The following is a 16,898-nucleotide window of genomic DNA, read 5'->3' on the forward strand; positions in this document are numbered from 1 at the left end:
CTTTACTATGTTAGATGAAAAATAATGCAGCCAAAGTAATTCCGAAAATAAAGCCAAATCCGAGTTCAAATCCCCAGCCGCCACCAAAGCCACAACCGCCGCAACCACGACGGCCACATCCGCAGCCACCGAATCCACCACTGAATCCACCATCGAATCCACCACCACATCCAAATCCACAGTTATCACATCTGCTAAGACCGCCGCAAATATCACATCCGCCGTTTGAATATGCGCCATGGTATCCAAATCCTGTATCAAAAGATGAACGCTGCTGTACTGGCTCAATCCAAACAGAATCATTTGTCACGTCTATTATTTTTCCTAAATGGATATGACCATCACGATCTTCAATTCGAACAACTTTTCCGAAATAACGTTGGCATGTATTATAACATTTTTGTCTATGCATGTTCTTTCCTCCTTCCCCCATTACAGTAATACGATATGTAAGGGGGACAAGTGCGGCTTGTACGAATGACCTATCTATCATAATTGTTATAGGAAAGGGGAAATATACGAACAGGATATATAGTGAGGAGGAAATGAAATGAAATCTACAGATCAATTTCAGACGTACGAAGTTCCTTGGGAAGAATTTATAGAAGCATTGCGAGGTGAAATGAAGAAGCAAGTAGGAGCGGATATTATAGATACAGTAGTTTGTAATTTGGAAGATGGTTTTGAAGTGTATACATATGTGCAGGGTGATTTGGATTTCGAGTATACAGAAGCTCTTGAACGAAAATATGGGAGTGATGCGAAAATACCGAATTTGTTAACAGTTATGCTGGTAGCTAGCATTTATAATACGGGTGAAGAGAATATACGTTTACATGCAGATAATAAAGATAATCCAATTGTTGAGGTATATGTGAAGCAATGAAACACGCTGTGAAAGGCGTGTTTTTTATTTATATGATAAAATGTTAGAAAATTAAGAAAGAAGGTGAGTGAATTGAAAATTAATCATCTTAATTTAACAGTTACAGATGTAACAGCTGCTAGAGAATTTTTAGAAAAGTATTTTGGTTTAACTTGTGGTGGAACAACGGGAAATGGCTTCGCAGTTATGCGTGATAATGATGGGTTTATATTAACCTTAATGAAGGGAAAAGAAGTTCATTATCCAAAAACATTTCATGTAGGATTTCCACAAAAAAATGAAGAACAAGTTAATAAAATTAATCAAAGATTGAAGAAAGACGGATTTTCAGTCGAACCGCCTAAACATGCACATGCGTATACGTTTTATGTCGAAGCACCTGGAGGATATACAATTGAAGTGATGTGCTGATTAAAAATCAAACTTTTTGTTAAGAGTTTTCAATTTTAAAAGTAGGAAAAGTCTGTTTTAAGGGTGGAGCTTAAACAGGCTTTTTTACCTATATAATTGGATAGAAAATGCTAGAAGGAATATTACCAAGTTATATATATGTTTACATAATAAAGTTAAGGTGCGTTCGTTGTCCTAAAATACAAGTCATATATCTTGTTTCCTCTCATAAATTTAAACATAGGAATTTGTCTACAAAGGTGGCGAAGCCTCATCATGAAAATTCGAATTTGTGCCACGTTCATGCTGTTTCTATTTATATGTTTACCTTTTTCAGTTTTTGCAAAAGGAGAGGAGGCAAAGGAAAGGGTCGTTTCACTTGTATATGATGATTCGGGCAGCATGAGAAATAACGATCGCTGGAAGTATGCCAATTACGCCTTGCAAAGTTTAGTTGCGCTATTAGATGAGAAAGATAAATTTTCTTACGTTCCAATGAGTAAGCCGGATGCTCCATTAAACATTTCATTAACAAAGGATCAAAGGCAAACAGAAATTGAGGGGATTGGGGCGTGGAAAACATATTTAAATACTCCATTTAGCGCAGTAGAAACGGCGATGCAATCTATAAAAAAGGAAGCAGATATAGATGGGAAACGTGAATTTTGGCTTATTGTATTAACTGACGGGGCATTTAATGATTTGGAGAAAGATAAGATTGGCGGAAAAGAACAAATTACACAGAAGTTAGCGCAGTTTAAGAAAGAAATGGATTCGAAAAAGATCTCTTTACATCCAGTTTTAATCACGATGGAAGAGGATTTAGGGCAGCAAGAGAAGCTGCAGTTAAATACGTTTAAAGAGATTTGGAAAAAAGAAATGAATGGAGTTGTCATGCCGTCTAGCGGTGAGGATGGTATTGTACAAAGTGTGAATCAAGTGGCAGCATTAGTTGCAAATCGTGATCCATTTTCTTCTGTTGAGTCGATTGTCAAAACGAAAATAGTAGGGAAAAAAGTAGAGATTACAACACCGTTTCCATTAAAGCGTATGACGCTTGTACGACAATCACCTTCTTTGTCTAATTATAAAGTTATGCAACTTTCCAAACCGTTACAATTGCAGTCTTCTTTTTCTATACATGCACCAGGAGAAGCTAAATTATTCGGAAATATAGTGCATGTAAGTACAGCGAACCAGGAAGTGATTAAGCCAGGGACATATACGATAGAAGTGGATCAGGACATTGAGAAAGAGGGATTACAAGTACTTGTTGAACCAGCGCTTAATTATACTGTTTCTACGTACGACAAAGATGATAAAGATAGAAAAAATGTTGAGAAAATGTATGAAGGTGTGACAGCTGTTATTGAAGCGAAACCTACTGAATTACCAATTCAAACTTCTTATTTCGAAGCAGAAGTAGAAATAGATGGAAAGCAGTATCCGATGAAGTGGGATGATAAAAGACATGTGTTTTATTACGAGACACAGGTTGGTAAAGCGTTAGTACGCGGGAAAGTCCATATGAATATAAAGGGATTTTATAGACAGACGAAAGAATTCAAGATTGAACCAGCTGAAAAACCAAAATTAACACTTCAAGCTGTTACGAAAGATTATGAAGAAAAGGTAACAAATTTAGAAAATAGTAAACCATTTATTTTACAGCCCCAGTTAAATGGTAAACCGATGACAGAAGAGGCTGTAAAGAAACTATTAAAATCTACTGGTGTCACATCGAATCAATCGATCAACTATGAATTAAAACAGCATGGTAGTCAAGTTTATGTTTATCCTCGACCTTATTACTCCGACACATTCAATTTTACAGATACCGGCACCGTAGAGGCTACCATCACGATCAATGATTCAACATTACAAGAAGTAAAGGAAAAGATCGTACTGCACATTGAAAATGCGCCGTTTTTTGAGAAGTATGCGCTCATTTTTAAATTTGTAATTCCTATCACTTTATTACTTTTAATAGTAGGAATTATTATTTTAGGATGGATTGTTCGTCCGAGATTTCATAGGAAAGCATTACTATATTACGAATGGGATCAAGAAGTAGCGAAAGATTGGCTTTATCAATCTGAACCAGAGTTACTTAAAAATAAATGGTGGAAGCACTATTTTGGCATTCCATTCCGAGCAGAAAGAAAGACTGTGCAATCTGTAACATTAATAGCGAAAAAAGGATCGAAATCTATATTTGTAGCGAAAGAATCGCAAGTGGTTGGGATGATTATTGATGGGATGTTTATAACAGAGGAAGAGGTAGGAATGGAGCATAAGACGTTGTATCCAAATGAACTTTTAGTAATTGATAGAGGATATGGTAAGGAGATTTACCGGTACGAATGTGAATAGTAGATAGGGTGTAAGAGGGGCGGAGGAGGCCCGGCTCTCTTTATTCTTCTTTTCAAACAAGCAAGAATAGGAAGGTGGTTCACATGACATTACAAGTTCCAACAATTTTAATTGGCTTAGGTGGAATCGGTAGTACTGTCACACATCAAATATATGAAAGATTACCTGAGGAGCGTCGTAAAAAGGTAGCGATGCATGTATTTGATACAGATGTGAATACATTGAGTAAATTTGATCATATTCGGAAGTTTAAGACGCAAACGAGCTCGAGTAAAACACCGAGAGAGTATATTGCGGGAGATCCAACGATTCCAGAGTGGTTTCCGATGGACCCGACTATACTCGATAAACCGTTAACAGAAGGGGCTGGACAGTTACGCGTCATTTCACGGTTAGCGTTACGTGCTGCGATGAAAGAAGATAAACTCACATCGTTTTGGCAAGAAATCGAGAAGATTTTTCCAGTTACAAGTGATCAGACGGAATATGGTGTACGTGTCATTATTGTAACATCACTAGCCGGCGGAACAGGCTCAGGGATGTTTTTACAAATCGCATTATATTTGCGTGAGATGCTCCGGAAGAAATTGCAGCATCATAACATTTTAATTCGCGGTGCGTTTTTAATGCCAGATGTTTTAGTTAAGACGAGAACGGTTAGTGCGAAAGAGTTTGAAACTGTGCAAGCGAATGGTTATGCATCGTTAAAAGAGTTGCACGCTATTACGCTTGGATCGACTGGTGAATTATCAAAACGAGGCGGCGTAACGATTGAATTAGAATATCGTCCTGATCAAGTGGATGAGGACGGAAGAACAAACCATACGATAAAGCAGCATCATTTACCGTACAATTATTGTTTCTTATATGATTATGAAAATTTACATGGGCACCATTTGCACAATTTATCGGATTATATGGAGCAAATGGCAAATACGATTTATTTACAGTTATTTAGTCCAATGTCTGCAAATCATTTTGCACAAGAAGATAATCAAATTCAGCAATTGGCAGAATCGAGTGGGAAAGGGAGATATTGTGGAGCAGGAACGGCAAAACTTATTTATCCGTATGAGCACGTTTTGAAATACTGTGCTTTAAAATGGGCGGTGCAAGGTTTAGATGAATCTTGGCTTCATTTAGATCAACTGTTTCAAGAAAAAAAGCAAAGATACGACCAAGATGTCAAACGTGGTATGCAGCGTGAAAAGCCAGAGCGCGGGAAAAGTTATTTAGAAGACTTAGAGCATCTTGCTACTCGGCCAGAACAAGCTCATATTTTTTATAGACAAATGTACCATGAAACACGTGAAGGGGCAGAGGGTGGTAAGCTCGGTGTTGCAAAATCAAAATTGTTTTTAGATGCTGTAGAGAGTTACGTACACCGTACAGTGCAAAAAGATGAGGAATTAAACCGCCTGCAGCATGAGTGCAAAATATCGGCTGCGAAGCTTAAAATGATGGAACAAATGAAGGGGGAAGTAGCGAGAGTTGATCATGCGGTTCGTTTATATGCTTATGCCATTCCGAGCCGTGTACATGAGCATGTTACTACCCTTTTATATGACATGATCGAATCAGACCGCTTTACACCGAGTGGCTCAGAAGGACAGTCTTACCAATTAAATACATGGTTTTTAAAGAAAACGGATCCAGTTCATCCAGTTGCAGCACGTTTTATGCTGTATGAAATTCGTAAGCAGTTAGTAGAGAAGATGAATCGACTACATGAAAATAATGAACAAAAGCGTAATTTAATTCAAAACTACGATAAGAAATTTAATGTGAGTAATATTGATGGAACTGTAACGGCTGTTCGCCGCGTTGAAATTGCGCAGCAACAAGGCTGGTTTGGAAAAATGATTAATAATCAGCAGCGTTTGTTTAAAAAAGAATTTGAAGATATTGTAACGCAGTACGTACACAAATTAAGTGAGTATCGTAAAGAAATGTTGTTAGAACTCGTGTATCAATCGCTATACCAAGCAGTTGATAAAATGATTCAATATTGGGAAAGATTCTTTGATAATTTATACGAAACACGTGAAAATTTATTGTTTGAAATCCAAAAGCGAAGCAAGGAATTTGAGGGGAAAACGAACCCGACGAATGTATACGTATTAGCTGAAGAGAAATTGCAAGAAAAGATTTGGCAAGATATGCAGCAACATTTAAATTTAGGTGTATTACCGAAAGATATATCGTCCGAAATTTATATGAGCTTGTACGGGGAATATTGTCGTGATGCGAAAGCCGAAGAAATTCAGTCGAAAAAGGTGGAAGACTTCTATCGTGAACATATATTGAGTTATTGTTATGACGAACTTCAAGTGCGCTATCGTGACAAATTAGAGCTTAATATCGTTGAAGCATTGCGAAAAGAAGCAGATTTCAAGAAGCGTGATCGTGATGAATACGTTCGTGAAAAAATTGAAGATCTTTTCCATTTAGCAAGTCCGTTCGTTCCGAAAGTTTCTCATCATAGAGAATTACAATATTGGGGCGTACATCCATCTTTAAAACAAGAATTGCAAGAAGAGTTATTGCAAGAAATGTTTAAAGAAAAAGATACGGTAAACGAGGCGTTTTCACCATTTGAAGTGATTTGTTATCGTGCTCATTACGGATTATCGCTACAAGATTTTCCTAAGCTTTCATCTGGACATATTGCGAATGGTTTTATGAACGATAAAGGTGATTATTTTCAATCGTATTATCGCCGCGTGAACAAATTAAATAGTAAAAAATCTAGTTTGACGCCGCATTTAGATAAATATTGGCACTTACCAGCCTTTATGCCAGACTTGAATGCAACGCAAACGAAGTTAGATTACGACAAATGTAATCGTGCTCTTCTATACGCGTATATGTATCGCTGGATTAGCTTAGTTGCTGTTGATGGACAATTCGTGTATCAATATAATGGTGTTGGCCGTAGCTTTTTAATTCAGTCGATGGGGAAAAATATTTCAAGTGAAAGTTATAAGTTGCACAGAGCATTGCTTCATAATCCGTTTATTTATGAAAACATCTTGTCACGATTTGAAGAAGAACAAGAAAAGGCAATGATACAAGGTGGACATTTATATACACATGCATTTGTATTAGGCGCTCAAGATATAAGATGGCTCCGTAAAGAGCATGTTCATAATATTTTAGATATGATTTTAATGTATGACCGTGAGGCAAAATATGACCCGACGTTAGAAGAAACATCTGACGATTTGTTAAGGCTATTCCTTGATGAAATTGAGCTGTATTTCCAAAACTATTACGGAACAGGTGCAGATATGGTTGCGAAGAAAGAGAAAGAGATGTTTATGAAACAATTGTGGGATCGTTCATATGCGAAAGGGTATGTGGATCCAAATAGTGCGCCTTATAAAAAATGGCAAAATGTATTACATGTTCCCGATGAAGAAGAAGTGCCAAAAACGAATGTATAATGAGTGAAAAGGGAATCCTTAAGAATGACAATACAACTTTAGAAATGAGGGATTCCGATGCCATTTTTAGGAAGTGTATATCAAATATTTGGATTATATCCAGAAATTTATTATGGAATGATTTCAGCGGAAATCGCTGAACAACAAATGGAAGAACAGAAAGAACAAGAAAATCAAGAGACTGAATTATAAAACCATGCAGGCTACTCGCCTGCGTGGTTTTTTCGTGTTACAATAAAGCGAATTTTTTAAGGGAGAGAATAAGATGAAATGGATATACTTTATTATTATTAACGTTATAGCATTTAGTATGATGGGGCTTGATAAGCGAAAAGCAAAGAAAAAGCAGTGGAGAACGCCAGAAAGTACGTTGTTTTTATCAGCTGCAGCTGGAGGAGCGGTTGGAGCTTGGATTGGTATGTATATGTTTCATCATAAGACACATAAAAGTAAATTTGTCTTCGGTATTCCAGTGCTCGTTATTATAACAGTAGGAGTGTTTTTATACATATAAAGGATTTGCAAGAGGAATGTCGAAAGAAATGCAGATTGAATATTGGTAAAGTAAGCATGTGAGACTTTATAATGAAGAAAAAAAGAGAAGAGGAGAAAAAGGAAGATGGGGAGTCAAACAGCAGAGCAAAAGCAGGGGATTATATATGCAGCAGGTGCGTATACGATGTGGGGAGTCCTTCCGATTTATTGGAAATGGGTGGAGGAAGTACCGGCAGATGAAATATTAGCGCATCGCATCGTTTGGGCATTTGTTTTTATGTTGTTAGTTTTAGGAGTAACGAAGAGGTTTCGTCAGTTTGGTGGGGAGTTAGTGGCCCTTTTTAAACGACCTAAATTATTAATGTCATTAACAATTGCTTCGGTACTTATTAGTGGAAACTGGTTTGTATACATATGGGCCGTAAATCATAACCATGTAATCGAAGCAAGTCTTGGGTATTATATTAATCCACTTATAAGTATTTTACTTGGTACAGTTGTTTTAAAAGAGAAACTTAATTTTTGGCAATATGTTGCGGTTGGTTTAGCTGGATTAGGCGTTGTTATTTTAACGATACGTTTCGGATCAATTCCATGGGTTTCTCTTTCACTTGCTTTTTCATTTGGATTATATGGATTAACGAAAAAATTATTAAATTATGATGCAACAATTGGGCTTACGATGGAAACGATGTTAGTGACGCCATTTGCACTTATATATTTGTTTATGACAGGAGTTCATGGTTTCGGTTCGTTCGGTTCTATTTCGGCAATATCAACGTTTCTTTTAATAGGGGCAGGTATTGTTACAGCGTTACCACTCTTTTATTTTGCTAAAGGAGCACAACTTATTCCGCTCTATATGATAGGGTTTTTACAATACATCGCGCCGACTATTAGTTTAATTTTAGGTGTGTTCGTTTTTGGTGAACATTTCACATCTACTCATATGATTGCGTTTTTCTGTATATGGATTGCTTTATTTGTCTTTTCAATGGCGAAAACAAAGTTTCTACTACAGAAGCAACCAAAATTTATTAAAAATAAATCAGCAAAAGTATCATAATGCGTAGTATTTTCTACGCATTTTTCTTTATACTTATATTATATAGAAATTCCATTATAGTCAGTGAGGAGCTGAAAAACATGGAAACAATTTTACATAATGATCCACTTATAGCAGCTATAATTTCTTGGTTTTTAGCACAGTTAACGAAAGTCGTTTTTAAATTAATAAAAACAGGCGAGTTTGATTTTGCTAAGTTCTTTGCTTCAGGTGGAATGCCAAGTTCGCATGCTTCGACTGTTACTGCACTTGCTACAGGTGTCGGAGTGGTGGAAGGTGTCGAGAGTCCAATATTTGCGGTTGCCGCTATTTTTGCCATTATTGTTATGTACGATGCTTCAGGAGTAAGGCTTGCGGTAAGTAAGCAAGCGAAAATATTGAATGATTTTTTTCATGGTAGACAAACAGAATATAAAAAGTTAAATGAGCTCGTTGGACATACACCGTATCAAGTTGTTGTTGGTGCACTATTAGGAATTGTTGTCGGGGTTGGGTATTGTTTGTAAGCAGAATGTGTGTAATACACGTTCTGCTTTTCTTTGTTTTCATACATATTTAGATGAGTTTTCGAATATCGTATACGGACTTAGAAAAGGTGGGTGAGCGGTGTGCTACTATATGACAAAGTGCATGAGGAGATAGAGCGGAGAACGACTGCACTTCAAACGATGCAAAGGCAAGACGGAACGTGGCAATTTTGTTTTGAAGGAGCTTTGCTAACGGATTGTCACATGATTTTTTTACTCAAATTATTAGGACGAAATGACGAAATAGAACCGTTTGTGAAAAGGTTAGCATCTCTTCAAACAAATGAAGGGACTTGGAAATTATACGAAGATGAAATGGGAGGGAATTTATCCGCGACGATTCAAGCATATGCTGCTTTACTTGCTTCGGAAAAATATTCGAAAGAAGATATGAATATGAGGCGAGCTGAAATGTTTATTAAGGAACACGGGGGAGTTTCTCGTGCTCATTTTATGACGAAATTTTTATTAGCGATTCATGGAGAATATGAATTTCCTGCGCTTTTTCACTTTCCAACGCCAATCTTATTTTTACAAAATGACTCCCCCCTCAGTATATTTGGGCTAAGTAGCTCAGCGCGTATACATTTAATTCCGATGATGATTTGTATGAATAAGAGATTCCGTGTAGAGAAAAAGTTATTGCCAAATTTAAATCATATTGCAGGCGGGGGTGGACAATGGTTTCGAGAGGAGCGGTCTCCGCTGTTTCAATCGTTTTTAGGTGATGTGAAAAAGGTAATATCTTATCCATTATCGTTACATCATAAAGGATACGAAGAAGTAGAGCGCTTTATGAAGGAGCGTATAGATGAAAATGGAACATTATATAGTTACGCCAGTGCTACGTTTTATATGATTTATGCTTTGCTTGCATTAGGGCACTCTATTCAGTCTCCAATTATTGAAAAAGCTGTGACAGGATTAAAATCTTATATATGGAAGATGGACAGAGGAAGTCATTTGCAAAATTCTCCTTCTACCGTATGGGATACCGCTTTACTTAGCTATTCATTGCAAGAAGCTAAAGTTACAAATGAAAATAAGATGATTCAAAGGGCGACGGAGTATTTATTGCAAAAACAACAAACTAAAAAGGTAGATTGGAGCGTACATGCATCATCACTTGTAGCTGGCGGTTGGGGATTTTCAGATGTTAATACGACGATCCCTGATATAGACGATACTACAGCTGCCCTTAGAGCGTTAGCGCGAAGTAGAGGGAATGATAGAGTAGATGATGCGTGGGGAAGAGGTGTGGAATGGGTAAAAGGATTGCAAAACAATGATGGAGGCTGGGGAGCTTTTGAACGAGGGGTAACGAGCAAGTTACTATCGAATTTGCCGATTGAAAATGCGAGTGATATGATAACCGATCCGTCCACACCAGATATTACAGGTAGGGTGTTAGAATTATTCGGAACGTATGCACCGAATGAATTGCTTGAAGAGCAAAAAAAGAAAGCTATCAAATGGTTAATGGATGTACAGGAACAGAATGGATCATGGTATGGAAAATGGGGGATATGTTATATATATGGGACATGGGCAACGATGACAGGCTTACGTGCATTAGGAGTGCCTTCTATTCATCCATCGTTGAAAAAAGCAGCTTCATGGCTCGAACATTTGCAGCATGAAGACGGAGGGTGGGGAGAATCCTGTCAAAGTAGTGTAGAGAAAAAATTTATTTCTTTACCTTTTAGTACACCGTCACAAACAGCGTGGGCACTTGATGCACTCATTTCTTACTACGATCAAGAAACACCGATTATTCGAAAAGGAATTTCATATTTGCTTGCGCAGTCTACTATGAATGAAAAATATCCTACTGGTACAGGGTTACCGGGGGGCTTTTATATTCGCTATCATAGTTATGGGCATATATATCCGTTACTTGCTTTAGCGCACTACGTAAAGAAATATAGAAAATAAACCGAGAGATACTCTCGGTTTATTTTGATGGGTAGTAGGTCCCTGTTGAAAAGAATAAGGAACGTTGTAGTGCCTTATTTTTCTGTTGATTGGCATTTTTGACGTGCATCAGCGGCATTTGCACGTGCGTTTGCTTCTAAGTCATTGTGGTCAGCGAGTTCGCGAGCGAACTCAACATCAATGCCATCGGCAGCTTTGTTTCGATTTACATTCTTTTTTTTCATTCGACACAATCTCCTTGTGTTTTATGCGGTGTTGCAAAGTTAGTTTGACACAAATAGACTTTTTTATACAAAGAGGATTTGGAAAGCATAGAGCCGAAATATACAATATAACTAATAGAAATGGGGGATAGAGATGGACTTGTTGAATGGGAAAACAGCTGTTGTAACGGGTGCTGCGCAGGGGATTGGAAAAGAAATCGCACGAGTGTTTGCAAAACTAGGGGCCAAAGTATTAATTAGTGATGTAAATGAAGAGAAGCTACAAAAAACGACACGTGAATTATCAGATGAAGGGTATGATGTGAGTTTATATCGATGTGATGTGAGTAATCAAAATGAAGCGAAGTCTTTAATTGAATATGCGGTGCAAAAATTTGGTACATTACATATTTTAGTGAATAACGCTGGGATTACAAAAGATGCAATGTTACATAAGATGGAGAAGTCTGCTTGGGAACAAGTATTACAAGTGAACTTAACTGGCGTTTTTTATTGTATGCAGCCAGCACTTCTTTATATGAGACAACAACAGTATGGACGGATTATTAATATTTCTTCTATTAGTAGGGAAGGAAATATTGGACAAGCAAATTATGCGGCTACAAAAGCAGGGGTTGTAGGCTTAACAAAAACAGCAGCGAAAGAGGTTGGAAGTTTTGGTATTACGTGTAATGCGATTTGTCCAGGGTTTATGGATACTGATATGACAAAAACAATACCGGATAAAGTAAAAGAGAAAATGGTTGGAGCGATTCCAGTTGGAAGAATCGGAACGCCGGAAGATATTGCAAACGCAGCTGCCTTTTTAGCATCAGAGTATGCCTCTTACATTACAGGAGAGGTATTAAATGTGAGCGGTGGGTTGCAAGTGTAAATGAATACATAATGAAAAGAACCTGACCGAGTAGGTCAGGTTCTTTCTCGTTAATTTAAGTTAATCCAAACGCTCTTCACTTCTGTATAGTTGTTCAGCGCGTAAGATCCCATTTCGCGGCCAAGGCCAGATTGTTTAAATCCTCCAAATGGAGATGCTGCATCAAAGACGTTATAACAGTTTACCCATACAGTACCAGCACGTACTTTACTTGCAACATAGTGTGCTGTTTTAACATTTTCTGTCCACACACCAGCCGCTAAGCCGAATTGTGATTTATTTGCACGTTCAATTACTTCATCAATATCGTTAAAAGGTATTGCAGAAATAACTGGACCGAAAATTTCTTCTTTTGCGATCGTCATTTCGTCATTTACGTCAGCGAATACTGTAGGAGAAACGAAGTAGCCTTGATCGAATGGATTACTTCCTCCGCAAAGTACTTCAGCGCCTTCTTCAATCCCTTTTTCAATGTAGCTCATTACACGTTTTTGTTGTTCTTCGGAAACGAGAGGACCGATTGTTGTTTCAGGGTTAAGACCGACACCTTGATTTAGTTTTTTAGAATAGAGGACGAGATCAGCCATGACATTATCATACATTTTCTTTGGAATAAATAAGCGTGATCCAGCAGAGCATACTTGTCCTTGGTTAAACATAACACCAGAAAGTGCACCAGGAATCGCGCGAGATAAGTCGGCGTCTGGTAAAATAATGTTCGGTGATTTACCGCCAAGCTCTAAAGTAACACGTTTCAATGATTCAGATGCTTGTCGCATAATTTGTTTACCGACTGGAGTAGAACCAGTAAATGCAATTTTATCAACGAGTGGATGATTAACAAGTGCTTGTCCAGCTGATTCACCGAATCCAGGAACGATATTAATAACACCTTTCGGGAATCCAGCTTCTTCAATTAATTCAGCTAAGTATAGAGCGGATAGTGGAGTTTGTTCTGCAGGTTTTAAAACGATTGTACATCCTGTAGCAAGCGCAGCTCCCATTTTCCACATTGCCATAAGAAGTGGGAAGTTCCAAGGGATAATTTGACCGACGACACCAACAGCCTCATGGCGTGTATAGTTAAAGTAATCACCGGAAACAGGAATTGTTTGACCAACAATTTTCGTCGCCCAGCCAGCATAATAGCGCATATGCTCAATTGCAAGTGGTATGTCTGCCGCCATTGTTTCACGGATTGGCTTTCCGTTATCTAACGTTTCGAGCTGTGCGAGCTCTTCTTTATGCTCTTCCATTAAATCAGCGAGCTTGTACATAAGACGGCTGCGTTCAGCAGTGCTCATGCGTGACCAAGGACCTTCATCGAAAGCCATTCGAGCAGCTACCACAGCTTTATGAATGTCTTCGCGACCAGCTTCAGCAACGATAGCGAGTGTTTCACCAGTTGCTGGGTTAGGAGTTTTAAAAGTTTTTCCGGAAGCGCTTTCAATGAACGATCCGTTCACATATAGTTTCTTTGTGCCTTGAAGAAATTTCTCTACCTTTTCATGAAGATTTACAGCTAGTTGACTCATTGTATAACCCCCTTGAAAATATAATTTAAACGCAGTACGAGACGGCGTTTATTCCGAAATCAAGGATGTAGGAACTAGATGGAAAGCCTCTAATTTAAATCATAATTAACAAATGCTGAAAATTCAAATTTCATTTGTGTTACAATTGTAAAAAATATGTAATGTAAGAGGGTCTTCTATATGATTATAAAAAATCCTGCTTGTTTTTGCTTTCTAGTAGGAAAAACTAGAAGAACAATGGTACAATTATACATCGTGAGAGGAGGGGGAAAATGAAGAATTATCATGATGATCCGCGCTTTCGAGTTGCCCATAGAGAAGCGTTAATTGGTCTTGGATTAGCTATTATTAATTTTATAATATGGTATGGATTTGCTTATGGGCTTGGAAGTAAGGATCCGAGTGAATATACATATGTATTAGGTTTTCCAGCATGGTTTTTTTATAGCTGTATCGTTGGATTTATCGTAATGGTTATTTTGCTTATTTTAGTTGTTCGTTTTTTATTTCAAGATATTTCACTCGATGAGGAAGAAAAAAGTGAGGAATGATAGATGAATTGGTATGTAATAATCCCAATGATAATTTCTTTTATCGTTGTGTTTTTAATTGGTGTATATGCATCAAGACGTGTACAAGCAACCGCTAATAATAAATTTTTACAAGAATATTTTCTTGGTGGGCGTGAACTTGGTGGCTTATTATTAGCTATGACGATGATTGCTACGTACGGTAGTGCAAGTAGCTTTATCGGCGGGCCTGGTATTGCTTACAATATGGGTCTTGGATGGGTGCTGTTATCAGCGATTCAAGTTGTAACAGGATATATCGTTTTAACGGTTATTGGTAAAAAGTTTGCTATTATCGCTAGAAAGATGGAAGCCATTACTCTTATCGATTATTTAAAGGGAAGATACAATAATAAAGCAGTTGTTATACTTTCAGCGTTATGTATTATTATCTTCTTATTTTCAGCAACAGTAGCTCAATGGGTCGGCGGTGGCCGATTAATTGAATCACTAACGGGTTTATCTTATACAACAGCACTATTTTTATTTACTTTTTCTGTACTTGTGTACGTATTAATTGGTGGATTTCGTGCAGTCGCTTTATCAGATACGTTATTAGGAATCATTATGTTAGTCGGAACAACAATCATTTTAATTGCTACTGTCATTGCTGGTGGCGGAGTTGAAAAGATTATGCAGGAACTTATTCAAATTAATCCGAATCTAATAACACCGTTCGGAGCGGATGGAAGTTTAACGAAATCATATGTCACATCATTTTGGATTTTAATTGGGATTGGTGTCGTTGGATTACCGCAAATTAGTGTGCGTGCTATGTCTTATAAAAATTCAAAAGCTATGCACCAAGCATTAATCATTGGAACGGTTGTCGTCGGTACAATTATGATCGGTATGCATTTAACAGGTGTGTTTGCAAGAGTAGTCCTTCCAGGCATAACGGTACCAGATAAAGTAATGCCGCTACTCGCGATGGAAGTGTTGCCACCTTGGTTAGCTGGAGTTTTCTTAGCTGCACCAATGGCAGCGATAATGTCTACTGTGAACTCATTATTATTACTTGTAAGTTCGTCAATTATTAAAGATATATATGTGAACTATATAAATAAAGATGCCGCGGATAGTACGATAAAGAAAGGTAGCCTATTGATTACTGGTATCGTAGGATTACTCGTATATGCTGCCGCTATTAAGCCACCAGACTTTTTAATTTGGTTAAATTTATTTTCTTTCGGTGGTTTAGAAGCAGCGTTCATTTGGCCGATTGTGTTAGGTTTATATTGGAAAAAAGGAAATGCAACTGGAGCTCTCGCATCTATTTTAGTTGGAGTAGGTTCCTATATGTTTATTCACCTTTGCTACCCTAATCCATTCGGTATACATACAGTTGTTTTCCCGATTTGCTTTGCATTTATCTCTTATATAATTGGTAGTATGGTTACGATGAAAAAAGTAGCATAAAAATATAGAAAAACGTAGGAACTTCTAATATGAAGTTCCTACGTTTTTTGTTTATACAAAATTTATCTTTTTCATTCTGTATTCCGTCATGTATTCATAAAGTAATAACAATTGATGGGATGGAGTTGAGGTCTATGAAAAAAATATTATTTTTAGGAGACCCAGGAATTGATGACTCTTTAGCAATTATGTATGGATTGTTGCATCCTGATATTGATATCGTTGGAGTCGTAACTGGATATGGGAATGTAACGCAGGAAAAGGCGACGAGTAATGCGGCGTATTTATTGCAAATAGCTGGCAGGGAAGATATACCTGTTATTAATGGTGCTAAAATACCTTTGTCTGGTGATTTTGTGACGTATTATCCAGAAATTCACGGCGTAGATGGCTTAGGACCTATTAAACCCCCAAAAGCTTTTTCACCAAATATAAAACCCTTTTGTGCATTTTTCGATATTCTTGAAAAGTATAAAGGAGAATTAATTATTGTTGATGCTGGTAGGTCAACAACATTGGCAACAGCTTTTATTTTAGAAAAACCGATGATGAAGTATGTGAAAGAATATTATATAATGGGCGGTGCGTTCTTAATGCCTGGAAATGTTACACCAGTCGCAGAGGCGAATTTTCATGGTGATCCTATTGCGTCACAATTAGTTATGCAAAACGCAAAAAATGTGACAGTAGTGCCGCTTAACGTTACATCCGAAGCAATTATTACACCAGAGATGGTAAAATATATTACGAAAAACTCTAAAACAAGTTTTAATAAGTTAATCGAACCGATATTTACGTATTATTATAAAGCTTATAAAAAGTTAAATCCCAAAATAACAGGTAGTCCAGTACATGACGTTGTTACAATGATGGTAGCGGCAAATCCATCTCTTTTAGATTACGTGTATCGTCGTGTTGATGTAGATACGGTTGGAGTTGCGAAAGGGGAAAGTATCGCTGATTTTCGCCCGCAACCTGAAGCAAAAGCGTTGAAAAATTGGGTTAAAATTGGCTGGTCTTTACATTATAAAAAGTTTCTAGAGGATTTTGTGAAAATTATGACGTAGACATAATAGGAACATACAAGTTAAAATAATGGAGATGATTATTTAAATAATCATCTCCATTATTTTGTTTTTAAAAGATAAATAGAGAAGAG

The 16,898-nt window shown here is 37.3% G+C and carries 16 protein-coding genes; 13 read left to right on the top strand and 3 right to left on the bottom strand.

Annotation, left to right across the window (positions count from 1 at the left end):
* Positions 1 to 10 precede the first annotated feature (10 nt).
* Positions 11 to 412: a hypothetical protein gene (locus ABH959_RS12975; RefSeq protein ID WP_016096373.1), complete on the bottom strand. Its 402-nt coding sequence runs from the start codon at positions 410 to 412 to the stop codon at positions 11 to 13.
* A 138-nt stretch (positions 413 to 550) separates the two neighbouring features.
* Here ABH959_RS12975 and ABH959_RS12980 point away from each other — a divergent pair, with 138 nt between their 5' ends.
* From ABH959_RS12980 to ABH959_RS13020, 9 genes are all read left to right on the top strand, one after another.
* Positions 551 to 886, top strand: a complete 336-nt coding sequence (locus ABH959_RS12980; RefSeq protein ID WP_002185200.1) for a hypothetical protein — start codon at positions 551 to 553, stop codon at positions 884 to 886.
* Between the two features lie 72 nt (positions 887 to 958).
* The gene (locus ABH959_RS12985; protein ID WP_002185202.1) at positions 959 to 1,297 is read left to right on the top strand and encodes a VOC family protein; all 339 of its coding nucleotides are present in this window, start codon (positions 959 to 961) and stop codon (positions 1,295 to 1,297) included.
* Positions 1,298 to 1,552: 255 nt separating this feature from the next.
* Positions 1,553 to 3,649, top strand: a complete 2,097-nt coding sequence (locus tag ABH959_RS12990) for a vWA domain-containing protein (protein ID WP_002128472.1) — start codon at positions 1,553 to 1,555, stop codon at positions 3,647 to 3,649.
* 83 nt (positions 3,650 to 3,732) lie between these two features.
* Positions 3,733 to 7,095: a tubulin-like doman-containing protein gene (locus ABH959_RS12995; RefSeq protein ID WP_242310414.1), complete on the top strand. Its 3,363-nt coding sequence runs from the start codon at positions 3,733 to 3,735 to the stop codon at positions 7,093 to 7,095.
* A gap of 57 nt (positions 7,096 to 7,152) precedes the next feature.
* The gene (locus ABH959_RS13000; RefSeq protein ID WP_002014348.1) at positions 7,153 to 7,287 is read left to right on the top strand and encodes a hypothetical protein; all 135 of its coding nucleotides are present in this window, start codon (positions 7,153 to 7,155) and stop codon (positions 7,285 to 7,287) included.
* 73 nt (positions 7,288 to 7,360) lie between these two features.
* The gene (locus tag ABH959_RS13005; protein WP_000871335.1) at positions 7,361 to 7,609 is read left to right on the top strand and encodes a DUF1294 domain-containing protein; all 249 of its coding nucleotides are present in this window, start codon (positions 7,361 to 7,363) and stop codon (positions 7,607 to 7,609) included.
* Positions 7,610 to 7,714: 105 nt separating this feature from the next.
* Positions 7,715 to 8,656, top strand: a complete 942-nt coding sequence (gene rarD / locus ABH959_RS13010) for an EamA family transporter RarD (protein WP_002014350.1) — start codon at positions 7,715 to 7,717, stop codon at positions 8,654 to 8,656.
* 80 nt (positions 8,657 to 8,736) lie between these two features.
* Entirely contained in the window at positions 8,737 to 9,162 is a 426-nt protein-coding gene (locus tag ABH959_RS13015; RefSeq protein ID WP_000447809.1) for a divergent PAP2 family protein, read from the top strand.
* Between the two features lie 102 nt (positions 9,163 to 9,264).
* Entirely contained in the window at positions 9,265 to 11,118 is a 1,854-nt protein-coding gene (locus ABH959_RS13020) for a terpene cyclase/mutase family protein (protein WP_404492678.1), read from the top strand.
* A gap of 74 nt (positions 11,119 to 11,192) precedes the next feature.
* Here the strand turns inward: ABH959_RS13020 and ABH959_RS13025 are convergent, their stop codons facing one another.
* Positions 11,193 to 11,342 carry a YfhD family protein gene (locus ABH959_RS13025; RefSeq protein ID WP_404492737.1) on the bottom strand — a complete coding sequence of 50 codons (150 nt, stop codon included), beginning with the start codon at positions 11,340 to 11,342 and terminating at the stop codon, positions 11,193 to 11,195.
* Between the two features lie 133 nt (positions 11,343 to 11,475).
* On the opposite strand from ABH959_RS13025, the gene fabG reads away from it, so the two are divergent.
* Positions 11,476 to 12,216, top strand: coding sequence for a 3-oxoacyl-ACP reductase FabG (gene fabG / locus ABH959_RS13030; protein ID WP_113936065.1), 741 nt, complete (start codon positions 11,476 to 11,478; stop codon positions 12,214 to 12,216).
* Between the two features lie 50 nt (positions 12,217 to 12,266).
* On the opposite strand, the gene dhaS is transcribed toward fabG, so the two are convergent.
* The gene (dhaS, locus tag ABH959_RS13035) at positions 12,267 to 13,751 is read right to left on the bottom strand and encodes an aldehyde dehydrogenase DhaS (RefSeq protein ID WP_002066470.1); all 1,485 of its coding nucleotides are present in this window, start codon (positions 13,749 to 13,751) and stop codon (positions 12,267 to 12,269) included.
* A gap of 272 nt (positions 13,752 to 14,023) precedes the next feature.
* Here dhaS and ABH959_RS13040 point away from each other — a divergent pair, with 272 nt between their 5' ends.
* The 3 genes from ABH959_RS13040 (at position 14,024) to ABH959_RS13050 (ending at position 16,806) form a co-directional block, all read left to right on the top strand.
* Entirely contained in the window at positions 14,024 to 14,302 is a 279-nt protein-coding gene (locus ABH959_RS13040; protein WP_002014357.1) for a YhdT family protein, read from the top strand.
* Positions 14,303 to 14,305: 3 nt separating this feature from the next.
* Entirely contained in the window at positions 14,306 to 15,739 is a 1,434-nt protein-coding gene (gene panF, locus ABH959_RS13045; RefSeq protein WP_404492680.1) for a sodium/pantothenate symporter, read from the top strand.
* 134 nt (positions 15,740 to 15,873) lie between these two features.
* Complete coding sequence (locus ABH959_RS13050; protein ID WP_043313738.1) at positions 15,874 to 16,806, top strand: nucleoside hydrolase; 933 nt, start codon at positions 15,874 to 15,876, stop codon at positions 16,804 to 16,806.
* Positions 16,807 to 16,898 lie beyond the last annotated feature (92 nt).

The organism is Bacillus sp. RC51, from assembly GCF_044908115.1.
Taxonomy (GTDB): Bacteria; Bacillota; Bacilli; order Bacillales; family Bacillaceae_G; genus Bacillus_A; species Bacillus_A mycoides.

Excerpts from the sequence above, each read along its gene's own strand:
- ABH959_RS12975 (WP_016096373.1), bottom strand. The coding sequence starts at position 412 with ATGCATAGACAAAAATGTTATAATACATGCCAACGTTATTTCGGAAAA.
- ABH959_RS12980 (WP_002185200.1), top strand. The coding sequence starts at position 551 with ATGAAATCTACAGATCAATTTCAGACGTACGAAGTTCCTTGGGAAGAA.
- ABH959_RS12990 (WP_002128472.1), top strand. The coding sequence starts at position 1,553 with ATGAAAATTCGAATTTGTGCCACGTTCATGCTGTTTCTATTTATATGT.
- ABH959_RS12995 (WP_242310414.1), top strand. The coding sequence starts at position 3,733 with ATGACATTACAAGTTCCAACAATTTTAATTGGCTTAGGTGGAATCGGT.
- ABH959_RS13000 (WP_002014348.1), top strand. The coding sequence starts at position 7,153 with ATGCCATTTTTAGGAAGTGTATATCAAATATTTGGATTATATCCAGAA.
- ABH959_RS13005 (WP_000871335.1), top strand. The coding sequence starts at position 7,361 with ATGAAATGGATATACTTTATTATTATTAACGTTATAGCATTTAGTATG.
- rarD (WP_002014350.1), top strand. The coding sequence starts at position 7,715 with ATGGGGAGTCAAACAGCAGAGCAAAAGCAGGGGATTATATATGCAGCA.
- ABH959_RS13015 (WP_000447809.1), top strand. The coding sequence starts at position 8,737 with ATGGAAACAATTTTACATAATGATCCACTTATAGCAGCTATAATTTCT.
- ABH959_RS13025 (WP_404492737.1), bottom strand. The coding sequence starts at position 11,342 with ATGAAAAAAAAGAATGTAAATCGAAACAAAGCTGCCGATGGCATTGAT.
- fabG (WP_113936065.1), top strand. The coding sequence starts at position 11,476 with ATGGACTTGTTGAATGGGAAAACAGCTGTTGTAACGGGTGCTGCGCAG.
- dhaS (WP_002066470.1), bottom strand. The coding sequence starts at position 13,751 with ATGAGTCAACTAGCTGTAAATCTTCATGAAAAGGTAGAGAAATTTCTT.
- ABH959_RS13040 (WP_002014357.1), top strand. The coding sequence starts at position 14,024 with ATGAAGAATTATCATGATGATCCGCGCTTTCGAGTTGCCCATAGAGAA.
- panF (WP_404492680.1), top strand. The coding sequence starts at position 14,306 with ATGAATTGGTATGTAATAATCCCAATGATAATTTCTTTTATCGTTGTG.
- ABH959_RS13050 (WP_043313738.1), top strand. The coding sequence starts at position 15,874 with ATGAAAAAAATATTATTTTTAGGAGACCCAGGAATTGATGACTCTTTA.